The sequence below is a fragment of the Streptomyces sp. NBC_00483 genome (assembly GCF_036013745.1).
Classification (GTDB): domain Bacteria; phylum Actinomycetota; class Actinomycetes; order Streptomycetales; family Streptomycetaceae; genus Streptomyces.
On the sequence record NZ_CP107880.1, the window covers coordinates 4036223 to 4055238 of the forward strand.

The following is a 19016-nucleotide window of genomic DNA, read 5'->3' on the forward strand; positions in this document are numbered from 1 at the left end:
GAGTTTCCCGTCGTCCGCCCGACGGGCGGGCCCCGCGGCGTCTGGTGCGTACGATCGCAAGGCGCCGGAGCGTCCTAGTAGCGGAGCTACTCGGATGTTTCGGCAACGCCGCGAGCGTGCGTGCCAGGCGCCGCGGGGCAGACGGGAAACTCGGCACAGGACCCGAGGGGGTCAGTCGAGCGTAAGGCGCAAAAGGGCGGGTGGCTCCTCCGTCACGGGCTGTTGTGGGCGAACTCACCTGCGCTGTCACCGGTTCGGAGGGCTTCGGGGCCGCGGAAGCACCCCGCGTGTCACCCCGGTACCGTCATGTCCATGGACACGTCCTGGTGGCTCGCGCTCGCTGCCGTCGTACTGCTCGCGCTCGTCGCGACGCTGGTCGACGGGTGGGGGCGCGGCACGCGCCATCGCCGCCGGGAGCGGCATGTTCCGCGGGATACGCACGCGCGTGGGCCCGAGCCGGGTGACATCTGGTGGGCGATGGTGCCGTACGAGGACGGGCCCGGCGGGAAGGACCGGCCGTGCCTGGTCCTGTCGGTGCGGCGCGGGGTGGCCACGGTCGCCAAGATCACCAGCCGGTATCACGACGAGCGGCCGGGGGTTATCGCGTTGCCGCCCGGGACCGTGGGGGATGCGCGGGGGCGGGCGAGCTTTCTGGAGACGGATGAGCTCCGCTCGGTGCCGCTGAGTGACTTCCGTCGGCCGGCCGGGGTGATCGATCCGGGGTTGTGGGATCAGGTGCGGCACCTGGGCCACTAGGCATGGGTGAGCCCCTCCGGCGTTACGGTCCTGGGGCTCTGCCCCAGACCCCGCTTCTCAATCGCCGAAGGGGCTCAAAATGACGTAGCTGGCCCGAAAGGTCACGCCCAGAGCTGGCCGTGCAGGACCTCGATCGCCTCTTCCGTCGTCGCGGCCGTGTAGACGCCCGTCGACAGGTACTTCCACCCGCCGTCGGCGACGACGAACACGATGTCGGCGGACTCCCCCGCCTTCACCGCCTTCTTGCCCACCCCGATCGCGGCATGCAGCGCCGCCCCCGTGGAGACACCTGCGAAGATGCCCTCCTGCTGGAGGAGGTCACGCGTACGGGTCACCGCGTCGGCCGAGCCGACGGAGAACCGGGTCGTGAGCACCGACGCGTCGTACAGCTCGGGCACGAACCCCTCGTCGAGGTTCCGCAGCCCGTAGACGAGGTCGTCGTAGCGCGGCTCCGCGGCGACGATCTTGACGTCGGGCTTGTGCTCGCGCAGATACCGGCCGACGCCCATGAGCGTGCCGGTGGTGCCGAGCCCCGCGACGAAGTGCGTGACGGACGGGAGGTCGGTGAGGATCTCCGGGCCGGTCGTCGCGTAGTGCGCGCCCGCGTTGTCCGGGTTGCCGTACTGGTAGAGCATCACCCAGTCCGGGTGCTGCTCGGCCAGCTCCTTGGCGATGCGGACCGCCGTGTTGGAGCCGCCCGCGGCCGGCGAGGGAATGATCTCCGCACCCCACATGGCGAGCAGGTCGCGGCGCTCCTGCGAGGTGTTCTCCGGCATGACGCAGACGATGTTGTAGCCCTTGAGGCGGGCGGCCATCGCGAGCGAGATGCCGGTGTTGCCGGAGGTGGGTTCGAGGATGGTGTCCCCGGCCTTGATCCGGCCTTCCTTCTCGGCCTGTTCGATCATGTGGAGCGCGGGGCGGTCCTTGATCGAGCCGGTCGGGTTGCGGTCCTCCAGCTTCGCCCAGATCCGCACGTCGTCGGAGAGCGAGAGCCGCGGCAGGCGCACCAGGGGGGTGTTGCCCACCGCGGCCAGCGGGCTGTCGTAGCGCATGAGCCCGCTCAGCGCATTCCGCCGGCCACGGCCGGCAGGATCGTGACGTTGTCGCCGTCGCTGAGCTTGGTGTCGATGCCGTCGAGGAAGCGGACGTCCTCGTCGTTCAGGTAGACGTTCACGAAGCGGCGCAGCTTGCCGTCGTCCACGATGCGCTCGGCGATGCCCGCGTGCCGGGAGTCGAGGTCGGCGAAGAGTTCCTTGAGGTTCTCCCCGGCGCCTTCGACGGCCTTCGCGCCGTCGGTGTAGGTGCGGAGGATGGTCGGGATGCGGACCTCGATGGCCATGCTGGGCTCCTGTCGGGAGTCGGAAGTCTGTGGGTGGGCGCGCCTGGGCGCGGGCGTTTCCGGTCAGGTGCGTGGGTGGCTGGAGCCGCGGGCCCTCGGCGGGTACGGCGGTCCGGCTCAGCGCGGACAGATGGCGCTGGCGAGGCGGCACAGGTCGACGTGCAGCCGCGCCACGAGCAGCATGCCCGGCGTCTTTTCGCTCACGTCGTGGGAAACCATGGGCTCATCGTATCGATTCCCGGTCCGGATCCCGGAATGTGATCTCACCATGCGGTCGAAATGCGTCCGGCAATTGAGAACTGCATGGTCGGGAGGGGTGTCGATCAGGCGGTGATCTCGACCTCTTCCTCGGTGATCTCGCCCTCGACGATGCGGTACGAGCGGAACTGGAAGGGGCCCGCGTCGTCGGTGTCGGCGGTGGAGACCAGCACGTAGTGGGCGTTCGGCTCGTTCGCGTACGTGACGTCGGTGCGCGAGGGGTACGCCTCGGTGGCCGTGTGCGAGTGGTAGACGACCACCGGCTCCTCGTCGCGGTCGTCCATCTCGCGGTAGAGCTTCAGCAGGTCACCGGAGTCGAACTCGTAGAACGTGGGCGACCGGGCGGCGTTCAGCATCGGGATGAAGCGCTCGGGGCGGCCCTCGCCGACCGGACCCGCGATGACGCCGCAGGCCTCGTCGGGGTGGTCCTTGCGGGCGTGCTCGACGATCTGGTCGACCAGGGACTGGGAAATCTTCAACATGCGGCCAGCATAAGCAAGTGGGCCCCCTCGTACCGGAGTGCGGTACGAGGGGGCCCACCTGGTGAGACGCGGGGTGAGAACCGGTGCGTCGGGTGCGCCTAGTTGCGCTTCGCGAAGGCGGCGCTCTCGGGGTTGCGCTTCTTCAGGAAGAAGTACGAGACACCCAGGATCGCGGCCCAGACCGGAGCGGCGTACAGGGAGACGCGCGCGTCGGGGTCGATGCCCATGAGGACGATGACGAGGAAGATGAACGCCAGCGCGAGGCCGCTGACCCAGACGCCCCACGGAGCGCGGAACTCGGACTTCGGGAGCTCACCGCGGTCGGACTTGAGGCGGTAGCGGATCTGGCAGATCAGGATGACGATCCAGGCCCACATGCCGGAGATGGTGGCGAAGGAGACGACGTAGTTGAACGCCTCGCCCGGCCACTGGTAGTTGATCCAGACGCCGACCAGCATCATCGCGGCGGAGAACGTGGTGCCGATGACCGGCAGACCGTTCTTGCTCAGCTTGGTGAAGAAGTTCGGGCCCTGGCCGTTCTGCGCGAGGTCGCGCAGCATGCGGCCGGTGGAGTACATGCCCGAGTTGCAGGAGGACAGCGCGGCGGTCAGCACGACGAAGTTGACGATGGCGGCGCCGATGCCCAGGCCCATCTTGTCGAAGGCGTGGACGAACGGGCTCTCGCCGGCCTTGAAGGACGTCCACGGCACGACCGAGAGGATCATGATCAGGGCGCCGACATAGAAGACGGCGATGCGCCACGGCACGGTGTTGATCGCCTTCGGCAGGACCTTCTTGGCGTCCTTGGCCTCACCCGCGGTGACGCCGACGAGCTCGACCGCGAGGAACGCGAACATCACCATCTGCAGGGTCATCAGCGTCGAGCCGATGCCGTTCTCGCCCGCGAAGAAGCCGCCGAGGTCCCACAGGTGCGAGATGGAGGCCGTGTCACCGACGTCGGAGAAGCCGATGGTGAGGATGCCGGCGCAGATCAGGATCATGCCGACGATGGCGGTGACCTTGACCGTGGAGAACCAGAACTCCAGCTCACCGAAGAGCTTCACGGAGATCAGGTTGGCGCCGTAGAGGATGACGGTGAAGACGAGTGCGGACACCCATTGCGGGATGTCCCACCAGAACGTCATATAGGTGGCCGCCGCGGTGACCTCGGTCATGCCGGTGATGACCCAGAACAGCCAGTACGTCCAGCCGGTCGCGAAGCCCGCGAAGGGGCCGATGAACTCGCGCGCGTACTCCGAGAAGGAGCCGGACACGGGTCGGTACATGAGGAGCTCGCCGAGAGCCCGCATGATGCAGAAGATGACCACGCCGGCGACCGCGTACGCCAGGATCAGGCTGGGCCCCGCCTTGGAGATGCCCTTGCCCGCACCGAGAAAGAGGCCGGTCCCGATGGCGCCGCCGATGGCGATCATCTGGATCTGCCGGGCCCCGAGTCCCCGCTTGTAACCCTCGTCGGTCTCGCCCTGCGCGGCCTCATTGCCGTCGTGCTGCTCGTCGACCTGCACTGAGGTCATGATGTGCGCCTTTCTCCATGCCGATCCGTGCCGTACTCGGCTCGGATCGACTGTGACGATCCTTTGGGGTCTGGGCCCCTGGATGGATGGAGCTTGTGCCTACCGGCGGTCGGCCGGTCGGGGCGCCCTCTGACTGGACAGGGGTGGCGTCCGTCAGGTGGTCGTGAAGATTTATCACGGCGTTCATCGGGGTCGGCCGAGACGCGTGTGGCGTACGCCACCAGCAAAAGGGGACAAAACAAATCACCGCGCCGCAATGTGGGTGGGTGCGGTGACGGGATCGTTATACGGATTTGAGGGCCCGCTGAGCGAACAGGCCAACCTGACCGACGGTCAGGCCGTCAGGGTCTCGACGAGGGTCTCCTGCAGCCCGCCGAGCCACAGATATGCCATCACCATCGGCTTGCGTGCGTCGTCGTCAGGGAGCCGGTAGAGGAGGTCCGTGTCCTCCTCGTCGGTGATGTCGAGGCGGGTGCCGATCGCGAGGCGCAGATCGTTGAGCGCGCGCATCCACTGGATGGACTCGCTCTGGGACAGCTTGAGGACCGCTCCCCCGTCGCCCGCCGGGCTCAACGTGTCCAGCGTGCGGATCACCGCGAGGGCGTCCTCGCGCTTGCCGGCCCGCAGATCGTTCTCGGTGAAGCGGCGGAACTCCGAGGAGTGGGCGCGCAGCTCCTCGGCGTCCTCGACGCTCTCACCCTCGCCGCCCGGACCGCCGTACGCGTCGGGGAAGAGGCGGCGCAGCACCGCGTCGGAGGGCGGTTCGCTCGGACCCTCGGCGAAGAGCTCCGCGAGCGGGTCGTCGCTCACCTCACCGCCGGGCCCTGGCCCGATCAGCTCCAGGAGCTGGACCGCCAGCGAGCGGATGATGGAGATCTCGACGTCGTCGAGGGCGACGGCCGCGCCGCCACCGGGGATCGGTTCGAAATGTCCTGGCATCGGGATGCTGCTACTTCCGATCCTGTTGAAGCGTGGCCCACAGGCCGTATCCGTGCATCGCCTGCACGTCGCGTTCCATCTCTTCGCGGGAGCCGCTGGAGACGACGGCCCGACCCTTCTGGTGCACGTCCATCATGAGCTTGGTGGCCTTGTCCTTGGAGTACCCGAAGTACGTCTGGAAGACGTACGTCACGTAACTCATGAGGTTCACCGGATCGTTGTGGACGAGCGTGATCCAAGGGGTGTCCGGCTCGGGGACGACGGACGCGTCCTCCGTCGTCTCGGGCCTTTCGATCTCAAGGGGTGCTGGAGCCGTCACAGGGCCCATGCTGCCACCACCACCCGCCCCACGCACAAACGGACGCAGAAATCGTCACCCTGACGCTAATCGGGGGTAGCATCAATCCTATGAACACAGCGGACCTGGGCCTGCCGGTGGACGTTCCGTCGACGGCGCTCTTCACCGACCACTATGAGCTGACGATGCTGCAGGCGGCCCTGCGCGGGGGCACCGCCGACCGGCACTCGGTCTTCGAGGTCTTCACCCGGCGACTGCCCGAGGGGCGCCGCTACGGCGTCGTCGCGGGCACCGGGCGCGTCCTGGACGCCGTCGAGAACTTCCGCTTCGACGCGGCCGTGCTCGACTTCCTCCGCGAGCGCGACGTCGTCGACGAGCCGACGCTCCAGTGGCTCGCGGACTACCGCTTCTCCGGCGACATCTGGGGCTACCCCGAGGGCGAGGTCTACTTCCCCGGCTCCCCCGTGCTGCGCGTCGAGGGCTCCTTCGCCGAGTGCGTGCTCCTGGAGACGGTGATCCTCTCGATCCTCAACCACGACTCGGCGATCGCCGCCGCCGCGTCCCGGATGTCCTCGGCCGCCGGTGACCGGCCGCTGATCGAGATGGGCGCGCGCCGTACGCACGAGCTGGCCGCCGTGGCCGCCTCGCGCGCCGCGTACGTGGGCGGGTTCGCGACGACCTCGGACCTGGCGGCCGGATTCCGGTACGGGATCCCGACCGTCGGCACCAGCGCGCACGCCTTCACGCTGATCCACGACACCGAGCGGGACGCCTTCCGGGCCCAGGTCGACTCCCTGGGCAAGGGGACGACGCTGCTCGTGGACACGTACGACGTGCAGGAGGCGGTCGCGACGGCCGTCGAGATCGCGGGGCCCGAGCTGGGCGCCGTCCGGATCGACTCCGGCGACCTGCTGCTCGTCGCGCACCGGGTGCGCCAGCAGCTGGACGAGCTGGGCGCCGAGAACACCAAGATCGTCGTCACCTCCGACCTCGACGAGTACGCCATCGCCTCGCTCGCCGCCTCGCCCGTGGACGCGTACGGGGTGGGTACGCAGCTGGTGACCGGGTCCGGGCAGCCCACCTGCTCCATGGTCTACAAGCTGGTCGCGCGCGCAGAGTCCGCCGACCCGAAGGCGCCGCTGGTGCCCGTGGCGAAGAAGTCGGCGGGCGGGAAGACCTCGATCGGCGGCCGCAAGTGGGCCGCGCGCCGGCCGGACGCGGACGGGGTCGCGGAGGCCGAGGTCGTCGGCACGGGGGCCGTCCCCGAGGAGCTGGCCGACCGGCAGCTCCTCGTCGAGCTGGTCAAGGGCGGCGAGGTGGTGGCCCGTGAGCCGCTCGACGCGGTGCGCGAGCGGCACATCGCGGCGCGCGACCGGCTGCCGCTGTCGGCCACGCAGCTGTCCAGGGGCGAGCCGGTCATTCCGACCGAGTACGTCTGAGGCTGTTTGGGGCCGTCCGGGGACGGACGGCCCTCTCGAGCGCCCCCCATGCCCTCTCCCGCAACGCACTTGAAGCTTCTACGCTCGTAGTCTCCAAGCAGAAGGACAGCAATCATGCGTCGCGCCCTGATCGTCGTGGATGTGCAGAACGACTTCTGCGAGGGCGGCAGCCTCGCGGTGGCGGGGGGTGCCGATGTCGCTGCCGCGATCACCGATCTCGTCGGGCAGACCGGCGGCGGTTGCTACCAGCACGTCGTCGCCACGCGTGATCATCATGTCGATCCCGGTGAGCACTTCTCGGAGGCGCCGGACTTCGTGCACAGCTGGCCGCGGCACTGTGTCGCGGGGACCGAGGGGGTCGGGTTCCATCCGAACTTCGCCCCCGCGGTGGCCTCCGGCGCGATCGACGCGGTGTTCGACAAGGGGGCGTACTCGGCCGCCTACAGCGGGTTCGAGGGGGCGGACGAGAACGGGGTGCCGCTGGAGGAGTGGTTGCGGCGGCGGGAGGTGTCCGAGGTGGATGTGGTCGGGATCGCCACGGATCACTGCGTGCGGGCCACTGCCGTGGATGCGGTGCGGGCCGGGTTCCGTACGAAGGTGTTGCTCGACCTGACCGCCGGGGTGGCGGCCTCCTCCACCGAGGCGGCACTCGAGGAGCTGCGCTCGGCCGGCGTCGAACTCACGGGTAAGCCAGTCGTGGCCTAGGTCGCGGGGTGGTCAGACGCCCGACGGGCTCACTCTGCCCGGCAAGAGGGTGCGTATGGGGTGCCAGAGTTCGCCGGATCTTGTGTCCGGGGCCGTACGCCAGATCAGGCCGTCCGGGTGGTGGAGGACCGCCGTTATCTCGTCCGGGGTCGGTGGCTGGGCGTTGCCTCTGAGGTAGACCGCGCGCAGGCCCAGATTGCGCAGGCGGGTCAGGGCGCGGGCCCGGTTCGTGGCGTGCACCAGGAACCGTACGGCGCCGTCGCCGGGGCCTGGCGCGGGCAGCGTCAGAGCGACCACCACGGTGCCTCCCGGCAGCTTGCAGAACCCTCCTGCGGACATGACTGTCACACCCCCGTGGGACGTAGTGTCAATAAGGAACTCACAGGACGCACCTAAACACGACCGGCCGCGACCCCGCTAGAGGGTCGCGGCCGATACGTTTCTGACCTGCGGTTTTGCCGTGCTACTTGGCCGAGGGGCCCACCTTGATCGTCATCGAGGAGCCGTCGAGCGGCTGCTTCACGATGCTGATCTTGGTGTTGGTGTCAGTTGTGCGCACGCTTCCCGTGGGGTTCTCCTCGTACCAGTACGTGCCCTTGTGATCGTCGAAGACGGGGACGCCGGCCTGCGCCGGGATCTTCGTTTCGACGCCCAGCTTGTGGAGCTTCATGCCGGGGACCGGGTAGCGGCCGAAGGCGGCGTCGTACGGCGTGATCTTGTTCGTGATCAGCTTGCCGTCGGACCACTTCAGCGGCTTCGCGTGCGCGTCGACCGGGAGGATCAGACCCTTGCCGGGGTGCTGGCCGACGTTGTTGTTGCGCTGCGAGGTGTCCCACTGCCAGACCATGAGGCCGGGGCGGTAGGAGTAGTGCTCGACCCAGTTCTGCTTGGCGCCGCCGTCACGCCAACCGAAGTTGTACGGGCCGGACTTGAGGGTCTTGTCGTAACTCACGTACTGGCGGTTCTCGGCGAGGTAGAACTGCGGGTAGTCGCCGGAGATCGAGGCTCCGACGCGGGAGAAGCCGCGCGTGGTCCAACCCGCCTGCTCCGTCTCGGCGTTGTCGGAGAACAGCGTCGCGCCGTCCGCCTTGACCGTGAAGTTGTCGAAGGCGAAGCCCATTTGGGCCACTCCGCCGTCGGTCTTGTAGCGGAAGCGGACGTCGATCTTCTGGCCGGCGTAGGCGTCCAGCGGGTAACTCAGGTGCTGGAACTTGCCGTTGGTGCCCGTGAGGGCCGGCTTGTCGCCGCCGTCGCGCGGGAGGGGCTGGCCGTCGGCGGTGCCGTCGATGGTCTTCCAGCTCGCGCCGCCGTCGGTCGACACCTGCGTGTACAGGTAGTCGTAGTCCTTCTCGATGTCGTACCAGCCGTCGAGTTCGAGGGCCGCCGATGTCTTGCCGGTCAGGTCGACCGTGCGCGAGAGGGTGTTGTCCAGGTCGTCGCCGTAGTCCGACCACCACTGCTTCGTGCCCTCGGTGGGCTTCACGATGTCCGTGGTGACGTTCTTCTTCGGCAGTTCGACGACGAGCGCCTGCTTGAGCTTGGTGTTGTACTCCGAGACACCCAGCTTGTGCGTCGACTTGGTGGCGGCCTTCGCCTTGTCGTAGTTCAGCCAGCCGAGCTGGAGCTTGTCCCAGGCCGTCATGTCGCCCGGCATGTCGCCGATCGAGTCCTTGCCGGTGCCGAGCCAGGAGCCCGCCGACATCAGCGACCAGAAGCCGACCGAGTTCTCGCCGGTGTACGTCGTGTCGTACAGGTCCGGCAGGCCCAGGTCGTGGCCGTACTCGTGGGCGAAGACGCCGAGGCCGCCGTTCTCCGGCTGCATCGTGTAGTCGCCGACCCAGATGCCGGTGTCGCCGATCGGGGTGCCGCCCGCCTTGAAGCCGGAGGGGCCCGTGTCGCCGTCGTCACGACTGAAGGCGTAACCGCGGTGCGCCCAGAGGGAGTCGCCGCCCTGCGCGCCGCCGCCGGCCGAGCCGTCCTCGCCCGCGTGGACGATCTGGAAGTGGTCGATGTAGCCGTCGGGCTCGTTGAAGTTGCCGTCGTTGTCGTGGTCCGTGCGGTCCCACTGGTCGTACTGGGCCATGTCGGCCTTGATGTCGGCGTCCGACTTGCCGGCCGTCTTCTGCTGCGCGACCCAGGCGTTGACGCCGTCGCGGACCAGGTCCTCGACGTTCGGGCAGTTGTCGGCGCCGCAGTAGTTGGAGCCGTAACGGGCCTCGTTGTACTCGACCTTGACCCAGTCGGAGACCTCGCCCTCGACCGAGTAGCGGCCCGATGAGGTCTTCTCGTAGTACGTCTTGAGGGACTCGGCACCCTTGCCCGACGCGGTCTTGCCGTCGCCGAAGTAAAGGTCCTTGTAGTGCTGGGAGTTGTAGTCCTTCTGCCAGGCCGTGCTGTTGTCCTTGGCACGGTCCGGCTCGGCTATCCGGTTGTGCAACGGGCCCGGCGTGCCGCCGTACTTGGGCTTCAGCTCGTCCGTGTCGTCGTCCGCGCGGTCGACCAGGGTCGTGTTGTCGACCTTGTCGCCGAACTCGGTCAGGATCGTGAAGATCTTGTCCGTGCGCTCGCGGCCCAGCTCTACGTACTTGCCCTTCGACAGCTCCACGACCTTGGAGCCGTGCTTCTCCTGGACCTTCGAGTCGCCCTGGAGGACCTGCTGCAGCGCCGCCTGCCGCTGCTTCTCCTGCTGCTTGCTGAACGGGCCGTCGAAGACGTGGCCCTTGCCCCCGTACGTCTTTCCGTCGGCGGTCGCACTCGCCCTGGCCGGGGTGTCGGCCTGAGCGGTGGTCGCCGCGAGCGAGCCCGTGGCCGCGGTGGCGGCGAGGGTCGCGAGCACGGCGACCGATCTCAACGCCCGTCTCTTGGTGGTCACTTGAGTGGTCCCCTCCTCCGTGGCGTGAGCGCCACGCGTCACAAGTGACGTCATTTGACCGGAGGTAGAGAAGAAATAATAGACCTTGACTGAGACATTCACTTTGCACTATGCAGAGCGATTGGTTCGGAATACGGACGGATCGACAGCGGCCGCTCCATGGGCAACAGGCGCGCCCTGCCGTCCACTTGGCGGACCCGGTGACTCCGTGCGCCCCCCATGCTCCTGCGGCAATGCTTAGGGCATGCTTACCGGGTGCTCTGCTCGGGCACAGGTCCGAATAGTCCCCCGATGTCACGAGGACGGATCTCACCATGCCTCGCCCGACTGTCGCTCAGCTCGCCTACGGTTCGGCCACCGTCGTCTGCTCCACCATCGCCATGGTCCTGCTGTCCCAGACCGAATCGGGCCCCGGTGTCCCGGTCATCGCCGTCTCGGCGCTCATTCTGGGACTGTTCGTGGCGATGTCGGTGCCGACCCGCAAACGAGATCCCGAGGCCGGACCCGGCTCCGCCGAGGAGCGGGTGCCGGCGCAGCGCCTCAGCACCAGGGTCCCCTCCCCCTCGGCCTCGGCCGAGGCCTCACGCGCACGCGAACCGGCGGGCCCGTGAGACACGGACCCGCCGGTTCGCCGGTGTGGACTTCTGTCAGGCGGCGCTGACCACCACGGTTTTCGCCGCCTTGTCGTGCAGACCCTGCTTGTAGGGCTTGTCGAAGAAGCTCCAGCCGCCGCAGATCGCTGTCCAGATGCAGGCGCAGCAGAACACCGCGGGCACCCACAGGACGACCGCGCGCAACAGGTTGGTCTGCATGCTGGGCGTCGCGCCGTCGCTCAGGTTGGCGACGCGCAGCTTCAGCCACTTCTTGCCGAGCGTCTGCCCGGTCTTCGCCGTCATGATCGTGTCGTAGCCGACGTAGAGAATGGCCCCGATCAGCGACTGGGCGAGCCGCTTGCCCGCGTCCATCTCGTCGGTGTCGATGTTGTACTGGCCGACCCCGAAGATCCACGACAGCAGGCCCACCACGATCGCGATGAGGATGATGTCGATGATCCGCGCGAGGACGCGCTTGCCGCTGTCGGCCAGCGGCGGCATCCCCGCGAGCGGGTCGGCGGCGCCGTAGCCGCCACCGTAGGGATCACCGCCGTACGGGGGCGGTGGTGGGGGCGCCGAGTCGTAGGGGTTCTGGGAGTTGTCGTACGGCGAGCCGCCGCCCTGGTCGTTGGGCGGCGGCTTACGGAACGGGTCGTCGTCCGGCGGCTGGCCGGACCCGGAGGGCGGCGGTTCGGTGCTCATGGCCCGAGTGGAACGCGAACCCCGCCGCCGTGCACGTGGCGGGCCGCCGTCCGGATGACCCTGCCGTCAGTCGGATGACTCTGCCGTCGGTCGGACGACCCTGCCGTCAGTCGGCCGCCACGAACGTGCGCGCCGCCTTGTCGTGCAGGCACTGGCGCCACGGGCGGTCGAAGGCGCCCCACAGGACGCCGAGGACGCCCACGACGAGGACGCCGGGCACGCTGTACGCGATCCAGCGCTTGAGGGCCGAGACGAACGTCGGGGCCTCGTGCTCCTCGATGTCACGGACCGTCAGGCCGAGCAGCTTCTTGCCGAGGGTGTAGCCCCACTTCGAGGTCGGCAGCGCCTCGTAGAGCGTGCCGACCACGAGCAGCACCGCGAGCACGATGCCCAGGTACATGCCGGTCGTGCCGTCGAGCAGCCAGACCGTGACCTGGTGCCCCGAGGCCTTCGCCTCGTCGATCTTGCCGTTGATGTGGTCGGCGGCCTTGGTGCCGAGCGGTACGGCGGCGATCGCGGTGACCGCGCCGACGACGACCGAGTCGATGAGCCGGGCCGCGAGCCGCTTGCCGAGGCTTGCCGGGCGGGCCGCCGCCGCGGCCTGCGCCGCGGCGAGGAACGGGTCGGTGGCGACCGGCTTGAACGGCGTCACCGGACCGTTCGGGTCCGCCGCGGGTGCCTGGCCCTGGGCCGGGCCTTGTCCCTGCGCCTGCCCCTGGCCCGCCAGCTGGTGCACCTGCTGCGGCCACGAAGGGGAGCCGCCGCCGGGCCCCTGCGTCATGGGGCTCTGGAGGTGCGCCTGCGCCTGGGGCGGCTGCTGTTGTTGTTGCGGCTGCTGGGGCTGCTGCGGCTGTTGTTGCGGGACGTTCGGATGGGCCGGGGCGGCCGGGGCCTGCGGAGCCGGCTGCGGGTTCAGGCCCGCGCGGGCCTGCGCCTGGGACTGGCCCGGCGTGGCGGCCCCGCCGCCCTGCCCGCCCTGGCCGCTCTGCCCATCCTGCTTCGGCAGCGCGCGGAACGCCATCGTGCCGTCGGCGGGGGCCTGCTGCCCGCCTCCCGGCTGCTGCATGGCGCGGAGCTTGACCGTGCCGTCCGTGCGGTCCGGCGGCGGGGACGCCTCCGGGGAGGCCTGCTCGGGGGTCTCGGCGCCCGGGGCCGCGCCCCAGGAGACCCGGTTCGCCTGCTCGGTGCCGAAGCCCGTCTGCCGGGCGGTGTTGGCCCCCCAGGCGGACGCGGGCTCGGGGGCCGCGGGTGCGCCGTGGTCCGAGGGCCCCATCTCCGTACGGATGGAGGGCTCCTCGTCGAGGAAGACGGGTCCTGTCTCCTCCGCGGGAGGGGGCTCGGACACCGAGTTGGGGGCGGGGGCGGCACCCCCACCGGGCGGGGCCGGAAGGGATTGTCCGTCGGAGGGGGCGGGGCGGCTGGTGCCCGGGACCCACGCAGCCCCGTTCCAGTACCGGACATATCCGGGAATGGACGGATCGGGGTAGTAGCCTTCGCGGGGCCTGTCGTCACCGGGGGCCGGGGTTGGCGCACTCATGTCCGTCGTCCCGTATCTGCTCGGGGGTCTTGTTGTGGGTTCCACATCTATCAGACCGCCGCGCCCGCCCGTGCCGCTCCACCGTTACGGACCACTTTTCGGGGAACGTGACGCCCCTTGTCGGAGAGCGGAGAAATATCTTCGTCGAACTCGCGTAATGCTCCCGGCAGATCGCGCTCTCACCTTCCAACGGGCCCGCTCCGGACCCGTACGACGGAGAGGAAACGCACGACATGCACACCGTGGTGGAACGCGAACTGGAACTGAAGCTCGTGCTCTCGCCGGAGCGGAGCATCCCCGTCCCGGCCCGACTGTCCTACCGAACCGACGATCCCTACGCCGTCCACATCACGTTCCACATCGGCTCGCACCACCCGGTCAACTGGACGTTCGCCCGCGAGCTGCTCGTGGAAGGGGTGTTCCGGCCGTGCGGGCACGGGGACGTGCGGGTGTGGCCGACGAAGGTGGACGGGCGCAGCGTGGTTCTGGTGGCGCTGAGTTCGCCGGACGGGGACGCGCTGCTCGAGATGCCGACCACGCAGGTCTCGGCCTGGCTGGAGCGGACGCTGCGGGCGGTGCCGCCCGGCACGGAGACGGATCAGCTCGGCATCGACGACGCCCTGGCCGAGCTGCTCACCACGGCCCCGGCCGCCGACGACCTGTACCTGTGCGACCCGTGGCCGGGGGACGAGTCGTCCTCCGACGACCTGTGAGGGGCCCGGCACGGGGGCGGGATCACTCGGAAGGTGTGCCCGGGTCCAACGTGCCGGTGAGCGTGGCGCCCGCCGGGGCGGGGCCCGGGTCGGCGACCGCCGTGCCGACCGCGAGGCCGACGGAGGAGAGCGCGATGGCGCCGACCAGTACGGCGGCGGTCGTCCTGCGGCGGCGGGCGGACTTGTCGTGGTTACGGCTGACGTTGCTGGCGCTCATCGGCGGGACCTCATCGGGCTGCGGGATGCCGACCGGCGCCCTGACGGCCGGCCGTGCGACCCCTTCAGGATCCCGCCGGAGTGCACCCCGTCACATGAGGCTTTCGTCCTTTATGCGGGCCGTACGTGACCGGGGCCGCACTCCCCGCGATCAGGACGGTCACCAGAGCAGGGATCGGGACAGCGATCAGGACAGCGGTCAGAACAGCTTGCCCGGGTTGAGGAGGCCCAGCGGGTCGAAGGCCGCCTTCACCGCCTGCTGCATCTCGACCCCGACCGGGCCCAGCTCGCGGGCGAGCCACTCCTTCTTCAGCACGCCGACGCCGTGCTCGCCGGTGATGGTGCCGCCGAGTTCGAGGCCGAGCGCCATGATCTCGTCGAACGACTCACGGGCGCGGCGCCCCTCGTCGGCGTCCTGCGCGTCGAAGCAGACGGTGGGGTGCGTGTTGCCGTCGCCCGCGTGCGCGCACACCCCGATGGTGAGGTCGTACTTCTCGGCGATCCGCTCCACGCCTTCGAGCAGCTCGCCGAGCTTGGAGCGGGGCACGCACACGTCGTCGATCATCGTGGTGCCCTTGACCGCTTCGAGGGCGGTGAGCGACAACCGCCTTGCCTGGAGCAGCAGTTCGGACTCCGCGGCGTCCTCGGCGGGCACGACCTGGGTGGCGCCCGCGGCCTCGCACAGCGCGCCGACGGCCGCGAGGTCCGCGGTCGGGTCCGAGGTGTCGAAGGCGGCGAGGAGCAGCGCCTCCGTGGTCTCCGGCAGGCCCATGTGGGACATGTCGTTGACGGCCTTCACCGTCGTACGGTCCATGAGTTCGAGCAGGGACGGGACGTGCCCGCCCTCCATGATCCGGCAGACCGCGTCGCAGGCGGCCTCCGCCGAGCCGAACTCGGCCGCGAGCACGAGCTGTTGGGGCGGCTGTGGCTTCAGCGCGAGCGTCGCCTTGACCACGATACCGAGGCTGCCCTCGGAGCCGACGAAGAGCCGCGTCAGGTCGTAGCCGGCGACGCCCTTCGCGGTGCGCCTGCCCGTCTGCAGCAGCCGCCCGTCGGCGAGGACGACGTCGAGCCCGAGCACGTACTCCGCCGTCACTCCGTACTTCACGCAGCACAGGCCGCCGGAGGCCGTGCCGATGTTGCCGCCGATGGTGCACATTTCCCAGCTGGAGGGGTCCGGCGGGTAGTAGAGCCCGTGCTCGTTCACCGCGCGGGAGATCGTGGCGTTGATGACGCCCGGTTCGACGACGGCGATCCGGTCGACCGGGTTGATCTCCAGGATGCGGTCCATCTTGACGAGCGAGAGGACGATGCAGCCCTCGCTCGCGTTGGCCCCGCCCGACAGGCCCGTGCGGGCGCCCTGCGGGACGACCGGGACGCGCAGCGCGGTCGCCGTGCGCATCACGTGCTGGACCTCTTCGACGGTGCGCGGCAGGACGACGACGGCCGGCGTGCCGGCGTCACAGAAGCTCGCCATGTCGTGGGCGTACGAGGCGGTGACGTCGGCGTCGACGAGGATCGCTTCCGCGGGCAGGCCCGTACGGAGCTCTTCCATGAGTGTGCGGCTCATGATCACAGCCTCGCACTCCGTGCCACCTGTGTGAACCCCTTACTGCCGGGGCTCTGCCCCGGACCCCGCAGGCTCTCGTCCAAAGGCGGGGCTTGATCGGGTTACACCAGCGCCGTGCCGATCAGGCCGTTGCGGGTGATCAGGGACGCCAACTCCGGCTCGCTCAGTCCATCCGTTCCGGCGGGACGCCTCGGCAGGACCATGTAGCGGGTCTCCGCGCTGGAGTCCCAGACGGTGACCTTGACGTCGTCCGGGAGGGTCACGCCGAACTCACCCAGCACCGCGAGGGGTTCGCGTACCACCCGCGAGCGGTACGCCTCGCTCTTGTACCAGCCGGGAGACGGGCCGAGGAGTCGCAGCGGGTAGCAGGAGCAGAGCGTGCACACGATCATGTTGTGCACGTCGGCCGTGTTCTCGGTGACGCGCAGCCTCTGGGGCTGAACTCCCCCACTGGAGAAGCCCAGTTCGGCCACCGCCTCCGAGCCGTCCGCCAGCAGCCGCTCCTTGAAAGCCGGGTCGGTCCAGGCGCGGGCCACCACCTTCGCCCCGTTGACCGGAGACGCGCCCGCGAGGAAGCCGTCGATGACCTCGTCGACCGTCTCGCCGCCGACGATGCCCTTCTCCTCCAACAGGCTTTCCAGGAGCCGTACTTGGCGGGAGATCACCGCGTCGTCGTGGTTACCGGACATCGCCGTCGGCCTTCCTCAGGTAGCTCTCGGACAGGTCGAGGACGACGTCGTGCTCGCCCTCGCCCCACAGCTCGCGCGCCGCGAACCGCACCGCGTAGATCATCTCGACGGGCGCGTCCCCACGCCCCTGCGCACGCACGTCGGCGAGCGGCGCCCGGCCCTCCGGCTCGACGACGACGCCGAGCTTGCCGCGGGCGTAGCGCGGCAGGCGGGTGTGGTGCGGCGGGTCGTGCCGGTACGTACGGACCAAGTCCCCGGCCACGTATGCGGGTTGCTCGGGATCAGGCACGGTCGAGCACCCCTTCCTCGATGACGCCCTTGCGCTCGAGGAGCGTCCGGATCGCGTGGAACCAGCGCTCGTAGTACGAGGCCGCGAGGTACTCCTGGGGCGGCATCGTCTCGATGGCGTCCCGGAACTCGTCGAGGTTGAAGACCTTCTGGACGAGCAGCGCGCGCTGGAGCGCGAAGACCCGCGCCTCCCAGTCCGCGTGGAAGGGTTCGGCGTCATCGGTGGTGTCGATGGCGCCGAACCCTGTCGTTCCGCCTACATCGTTCATCCTGGCCATGAGGCCAGCCTACGAGCGCCGGTCAGAGATTTCCGCGCTTCTCCTGCTCCCGCTCGATCGCCTCGAAGAGCGCCTTGAAGTTGCCCTTTCCGAAGCCCATGGAGCCGTGCCGCTCGATCATCTCGAAGAAGACGGTCGGCTTGTCCTGGACCGGCTTGGTGAAGATCTGCAGCAGGTAGCCGTCCTCGTCACGGTCGACGAGGATCTTCAGCTCGCGCAGCGTCTCGACGGGCACGCGGGTCTCGCCCGCCCACTCGCCGAGGGTGTCGTAGTACGAGTCCGGGGTGTCCAGGAACTGAACTCCCGCCGCACGCATGGCCTTTACGGACGCGACGATGTCGTTCGTGGCGAGCGCGAGGTGCTGGACGCCGGCGCCGCCGTAGAACTCCAGGTACTCGTCGATCTGCGACTTCTTCTTGGCGATGGCCGGTTCGTTGATCGGGAACTTCACCTTGAGGGTGCCGTCCGCGACCACCTTCGACATCAGCGCGCTGTACTCGGTCGCGATGTCGTCGCCCACGAACTCCTTCATGTTCGTGAAGCCCATGACCTTGTTGTAGAACGCCACCCACTCGTTCATCTTGCCGAGCTCGACATTGCCGACGCAGTGGTCGATGGCCTGGAAGGTGCGCTTGGCCGGGGGCTCGACGATCGGGGCGGCGGCCGCGAAGCCGGGCAGGTAGGGGCCGTCGTAGCCGGAGCGCTCGACGAGGGTGTGGCGGGTCTTGCCGTACGTGGCGATGGCGGCGCGCACGACGGTGCCGTGCTCGTCCTTCGTCTCGTACGGCTCCTCGATGCCACGGGCGCCGTGCTCGGTGGCGTACTTGTACGCGGCGCGCGCGTCCGGGACCTCGATGGCGAGGTCGACGACGCCGTCGCCGTGCGCCGCGACGTGGTCGGCGAGGAAACGACCCCACTCGGTGGAGGGCCTGATGACGGACGTGAGGACGAAGCGGGCCGAGCCGTTGGTGAGGACGTAGGAGGCGGTCTCGCGGCTGCCGTTCTCCGGTCCGGAGTAGGCGACGAGCTTCATGCCGAAGGCGGTCGAGTAGTAGTGCGCGGCCTGCTTGGCGTTGCCCACGGCGAAGACGACCGCGTCCATCCCCTTCACCGGGAAGGGATCGGCCTGCCGGGCGGTGTCGGGGGTGTGCTGTGTGGTCTGCGTCATACCGTGAGACTCCCGCCGGTCCGCAAGGTGCGCAATAGTTTGCGTTTTCGCTGGGCAATGTGACCAGTGGAGGGTCCGTTTCTGCGGGCTGCTTGTACAGGGTGACCACCCGGCGACGGGGCGGCAGCGGGACGACGGCGGAGGCGTACATGGCGATCGACGATCTGGACGGGCGGCTCATCGTGCTGCTCGCGCGCGAACCGCGGATCGGGGTGCTCGAGATGTCCCGCCGGCTCGGCGTCGCGCGCGGCACCGTGCAGGCCCGCCTCGACCGGCTTACCTCGAACGGAGTCATCCGCGGGTTCGGCCCCCAGGTGGACCCGGCGGCGCTCGGCTACCCGGTCACCGCGTTCGCGACGCTGCAGATCAGGCAGGGGCAAGGAGCCGATGTCAGGACCCATTTGGACGGCGTCCCCGAGGTCCTGGAACTGCATACGACGACCGGTAGCGGGGACATGTTGTGCCGCCTCGTGGCCCGCTCGAACGCGGATCTTCAACGTGTGATCGACCGGGTTGTCGGTTTTGATGGCATCGTCCGGGCTTCCACGGCGATCGTCATGGAAAATCCTGTTCCGCTGCGGATCATCCCGCTCGTGGAGCAGGCGTCAGGAGATTCCTGACGGCTATCCGAGCACCGCC

At 69.1% G+C, this 19016-nt stretch carries 23 protein-coding genes; 6 read left to right on the forward strand and 17 right to left on the reverse strand.

What is annotated here, in order from left to right; translation table 11 throughout:
- Positions 1–312: 312 nt before the first annotated feature.
- Positions 313–756: a type II toxin-antitoxin system PemK/MazF family toxin gene (locus tag OHA73_RS17810; RefSeq protein ID WP_327655528.1), complete on the forward strand. Its 444-nt coding sequence runs from the start codon at positions 313–315 to the stop codon at positions 754–756.
- 101 nt (positions 757–857) lie between these two features.
- Here OHA73_RS17810 and OHA73_RS17815 read toward each other — a convergent pair whose 3' ends face one another.
- From OHA73_RS17815 to clpS, 7 genes are all read right to left on the reverse strand, one after another.
- Positions 858–1808 carry a PLP-dependent cysteine synthase family protein gene (locus OHA73_RS17815; RefSeq protein WP_266710789.1) on the reverse strand — a complete coding sequence of 317 codons (951 nt, stop codon included), beginning with the start codon at positions 1806–1808 and terminating at the stop codon, positions 858–860.
- Between the two features lie 8 nt (positions 1809–1816).
- Positions 1817–2095: a MoaD/ThiS family protein gene (locus OHA73_RS17820; protein WP_266710790.1), complete on the reverse strand. Its 279-nt coding sequence runs from the start codon at positions 2093–2095 to the stop codon at positions 1817–1819.
- Between the two features lie 117 nt (positions 2096–2212).
- The gene (locus OHA73_RS17825) at positions 2213–2314 is read right to left on the reverse strand and encodes a putative leader peptide (protein ID WP_323179532.1); all 102 of its coding nucleotides are present in this window, start codon (positions 2312–2314) and stop codon (positions 2213–2215) included.
- 104 nt (positions 2315–2418) lie between these two features.
- Positions 2419–2835 (reverse strand): M67 family metallopeptidase, encoded by a 417-nt coding sequence (locus tag OHA73_RS17830; RefSeq protein WP_266710792.1) that lies wholly within the window; start codon positions 2833–2835, stop codon positions 2419–2421.
- A gap of 98 nt (positions 2836–2933) precedes the next feature.
- Positions 2934–4370, reverse strand: coding sequence for an amino acid permease (locus OHA73_RS17835; RefSeq protein WP_266710794.1), 1437 nt, complete (start codon positions 4368–4370; stop codon positions 2934–2936).
- Positions 4371–4703: 333 nt separating this feature from the next.
- Positions 4704–5309, reverse strand: a complete 606-nt coding sequence (locus OHA73_RS17840) for a DUF2017 domain-containing protein (RefSeq protein WP_266710796.1) — start codon at positions 5307–5309, stop codon at positions 4704–4706.
- A 10-nt stretch (positions 5310–5319) separates the two neighbouring features.
- Positions 5320–5637 (reverse strand): ATP-dependent Clp protease adapter ClpS, encoded by a 318-nt coding sequence (gene clpS, locus OHA73_RS17845; protein ID WP_266710798.1) that lies wholly within the window; start codon positions 5635–5637, stop codon positions 5320–5322.
- An 80-nt stretch (positions 5638–5717) separates the two neighbouring features.
- Between clpS and OHA73_RS17850 the strand changes: the two genes are divergently transcribed.
- Positions 5718–7046 (forward strand): nicotinate phosphoribosyltransferase, encoded by a 1329-nt coding sequence (locus tag OHA73_RS17850; protein ID WP_266710800.1) that lies wholly within the window; start codon positions 5718–5720, stop codon positions 7044–7046.
- A gap of 114 nt (positions 7047–7160) precedes the next feature.
- A complete protein-coding gene (locus OHA73_RS17855; protein ID WP_266710802.1) occupies positions 7161–7751 on the forward strand; it encodes an isochorismatase family protein in 591 nt (196 codons plus the stop codon).
- 12 nt (positions 7752–7763) lie between these two features.
- Here the strand turns inward: OHA73_RS17855 and OHA73_RS17860 are convergent, their stop codons facing one another.
- The gene (locus tag OHA73_RS17860) at positions 7764–8090 is read right to left on the reverse strand and encodes a hypothetical protein (protein WP_266710804.1); all 327 of its coding nucleotides are present in this window, start codon (positions 8088–8090) and stop codon (positions 7764–7766) included.
- Between the two features lie 124 nt (positions 8091–8214).
- Entirely contained in the window at positions 8215–10623 is a 2409-nt protein-coding gene (locus tag OHA73_RS17865) for an immune inhibitor A domain-containing protein (protein ID WP_327655529.1), read from the reverse strand.
- A 314-nt stretch (positions 10624–10937) separates the two neighbouring features.
- Here OHA73_RS17865 and OHA73_RS17870 point away from each other — a divergent pair, with 314 nt between their 5' ends.
- Complete coding sequence (locus tag OHA73_RS17870; RefSeq protein ID WP_266710808.1) at positions 10938–11234, forward strand: hypothetical protein; 297 nt, start codon at positions 10938–10940, stop codon at positions 11232–11234.
- A gap of 36 nt (positions 11235–11270) precedes the next feature.
- On the opposite strand, the gene OHA73_RS17875 is transcribed toward OHA73_RS17870, so the two are convergent.
- Both OHA73_RS17875 and OHA73_RS17880 read right to left on the reverse strand, forming a co-directional pair.
- Positions 11271–11918, reverse strand: coding sequence for an RDD family protein (locus OHA73_RS17875; RefSeq protein WP_327655530.1), 648 nt, complete (start codon positions 11916–11918; stop codon positions 11271–11273).
- A gap of 106 nt (positions 11919–12024) precedes the next feature.
- A complete protein-coding gene (locus OHA73_RS17880; RefSeq protein ID WP_327655531.1) occupies positions 12025–13455 on the reverse strand; it encodes an RDD family protein in 1431 nt (476 codons plus the stop codon).
- A gap of 233 nt (positions 13456–13688) precedes the next feature.
- On the opposite strand from OHA73_RS17880, the gene OHA73_RS17885 reads away from it, so the two are divergent.
- Entirely contained in the window at positions 13689–14168 is a 480-nt protein-coding gene (locus OHA73_RS17885; protein WP_266710814.1) for an SsgA family sporulation/cell division regulator, read from the forward strand.
- 22 nt (positions 14169–14190) lie between these two features.
- Here the strand turns inward: OHA73_RS17885 and OHA73_RS17890 are convergent, their stop codons facing one another.
- The 6 genes from OHA73_RS17890 to hppD all read right to left on the reverse strand — a co-directional run bounded on the left by OHA73_RS17890 (position 14191) and on the right by hppD (position 18377).
- On the reverse strand, positions 14191–14385 hold the full coding sequence (locus OHA73_RS17890; protein WP_266710816.1) for a hypothetical protein: 195 nt from the start codon (positions 14383–14385) through the stop codon (positions 14191–14193).
- A 198-nt stretch (positions 14386–14583) separates the two neighbouring features.
- On the reverse strand, positions 14584–15954 hold the full coding sequence (locus OHA73_RS17895) for an FAD-binding oxidoreductase (RefSeq protein WP_327655532.1): 1371 nt from the start codon (positions 15952–15954) through the stop codon (positions 14584–14586).
- 101 nt (positions 15955–16055) lie between these two features.
- Positions 16056–16643, reverse strand: coding sequence for a nitrile hydratase subunit alpha (gene nthA / locus OHA73_RS17900; protein ID WP_327655533.1), 588 nt, complete (start codon positions 16641–16643; stop codon positions 16056–16058).
- Positions 16633–16932 carry an SH3-like domain-containing protein gene (locus tag OHA73_RS17905; protein ID WP_327655534.1) on the reverse strand — a complete coding sequence of 100 codons (300 nt, stop codon included), beginning with the start codon at positions 16930–16932 and terminating at the stop codon, positions 16633–16635. Before OHA73_RS17905 ends, nthA begins: the two co-directional genes overlap by 11 nt.
- On the reverse strand, positions 16925–17209 hold the full coding sequence (locus OHA73_RS17910; protein WP_323187268.1) for a hypothetical protein: 285 nt from the start codon (positions 17207–17209) through the stop codon (positions 16925–16927). Before OHA73_RS17910 ends, OHA73_RS17905 begins: the two co-directional genes overlap by 8 nt.
- Before the next feature lie 22 nt (positions 17210–17231).
- Positions 17232–18377 (reverse strand): 4-hydroxyphenylpyruvate dioxygenase, encoded by a 1146-nt coding sequence (hppD, locus tag OHA73_RS17915; RefSeq protein ID WP_266710825.1) that lies wholly within the window; start codon positions 18375–18377, stop codon positions 17232–17234.
- A gap of 149 nt (positions 18378–18526) precedes the next feature.
- Here hppD and OHA73_RS17920 point away from each other — a divergent pair, with 149 nt between their 5' ends.
- Positions 18527–18997: an Lrp/AsnC family transcriptional regulator gene (locus OHA73_RS17920; RefSeq protein ID WP_266710827.1), complete on the forward strand. Its 471-nt coding sequence runs from the start codon at positions 18527–18529 to the stop codon at positions 18995–18997.
- Positions 18998–19016: the final 19 nt, after the last annotated feature.

What these genes read in the sequence shown, in the direction of transcription:
- OHA73_RS17810 (WP_327655528.1), top strand. Translation starts at nt 313, where the DNA reads ATGGACACGTCCTGGTGGCTCGCGCTCGCTGCCGTCGTACTGCTCGCG.
- OHA73_RS17815 (WP_266710789.1), bottom strand. Translation starts at nt 1,808, where the DNA reads ATGCGCTACGACAGCCCGCTGGCCGCGGTGGGCAACACCCCCCTGGTG.
- OHA73_RS17820 (WP_266710790.1), bottom strand. Translation starts at nt 2,095, where the DNA reads ATGGCCATCGAGGTCCGCATCCCGACCATCCTCCGCACCTACACCGAC.
- OHA73_RS17825 (WP_323179532.1), bottom strand. Translation starts at nt 2,314, where the DNA reads ATGGTTTCCCACGACGTGAGCGAAAAGACGCCGGGCATGCTGCTCGTG.
- OHA73_RS17830 (WP_266710792.1), bottom strand. Translation starts at nt 2,835, where the DNA reads ATGTTGAAGATTTCCCAGTCCCTGGTCGACCAGATCGTCGAGCACGCC.
- OHA73_RS17835 (WP_266710794.1), bottom strand. Translation starts at nt 4,370, where the DNA reads ATGACCTCAGTGCAGGTCGACGAGCAGCACGACGGCAATGAGGCCGCG.
- OHA73_RS17840 (WP_266710796.1), bottom strand. Translation starts at nt 5,309, where the DNA reads ATGCCAGGACATTTCGAACCGATCCCCGGTGGCGGCGCGGCCGTCGCC.
- clpS (WP_266710798.1), bottom strand. Translation starts at nt 5,637, where the DNA reads ATGGGCCCTGTGACGGCTCCAGCACCCCTTGAGATCGAAAGGCCCGAG.
- OHA73_RS17850 (WP_266710800.1), top strand. Translation starts at nt 5,718, where the DNA reads ATGAACACAGCGGACCTGGGCCTGCCGGTGGACGTTCCGTCGACGGCG.
- OHA73_RS17855 (WP_266710802.1), top strand. Translation starts at nt 7,161, where the DNA reads ATGCGTCGCGCCCTGATCGTCGTGGATGTGCAGAACGACTTCTGCGAG.
- OHA73_RS17860 (WP_266710804.1), bottom strand. Translation starts at nt 8,090, where the DNA reads ATGTCCGCAGGAGGGTTCTGCAAGCTGCCGGGAGGCACCGTGGTGGTC.
- OHA73_RS17870 (WP_266710808.1), top strand. Translation starts at nt 10,938, where the DNA reads ATGCCTCGCCCGACTGTCGCTCAGCTCGCCTACGGTTCGGCCACCGTC.
- OHA73_RS17875 (WP_327655530.1), bottom strand. Translation starts at nt 11,918, where the DNA reads ATGAGCACCGAACCGCCGCCCTCCGGGTCCGGCCAGCCGCCGGACGAC.
- OHA73_RS17880 (WP_327655531.1), bottom strand. Translation starts at nt 13,455, where the DNA reads ATGAGTGCGCCAACCCCGGCCCCCGGTGACGACAGGCCCCGCGAAGGC.
- OHA73_RS17885 (WP_266710814.1), top strand. Translation starts at nt 13,689, where the DNA reads ATGCACACCGTGGTGGAACGCGAACTGGAACTGAAGCTCGTGCTCTCG.
- OHA73_RS17890 (WP_266710816.1), bottom strand. Translation starts at nt 14,385, where the DNA reads ATGAGCGCCAGCAACGTCAGCCGTAACCACGACAAGTCCGCCCGCCGC.
- OHA73_RS17895 (WP_327655532.1), bottom strand. Translation starts at nt 15,954, where the DNA reads ATGAGCCGCACACTCATGGAAGAGCTCCGTACGGGCCTGCCCGCGGAA.
- nthA (WP_327655533.1), bottom strand. Translation starts at nt 16,643, where the DNA reads ATGTCCGGTAACCACGACGACGCGGTGATCTCCCGCCAAGTACGGCTC.
- OHA73_RS17910 (WP_323187268.1), bottom strand. Translation starts at nt 17,209, where the DNA reads ATGGCCAGGATGAACGATGTAGGCGGAACGACAGGGTTCGGCGCCATC.
- hppD (WP_266710825.1), bottom strand. Translation starts at nt 18,377, where the DNA reads ATGACGCAGACCACACAGCACACCCCCGACACCGCCCGGCAGGCCGAT.
- OHA73_RS17920 (WP_266710827.1), top strand. Translation starts at nt 18,527, where the DNA reads ATGGCGATCGACGATCTGGACGGGCGGCTCATCGTGCTGCTCGCGCGC.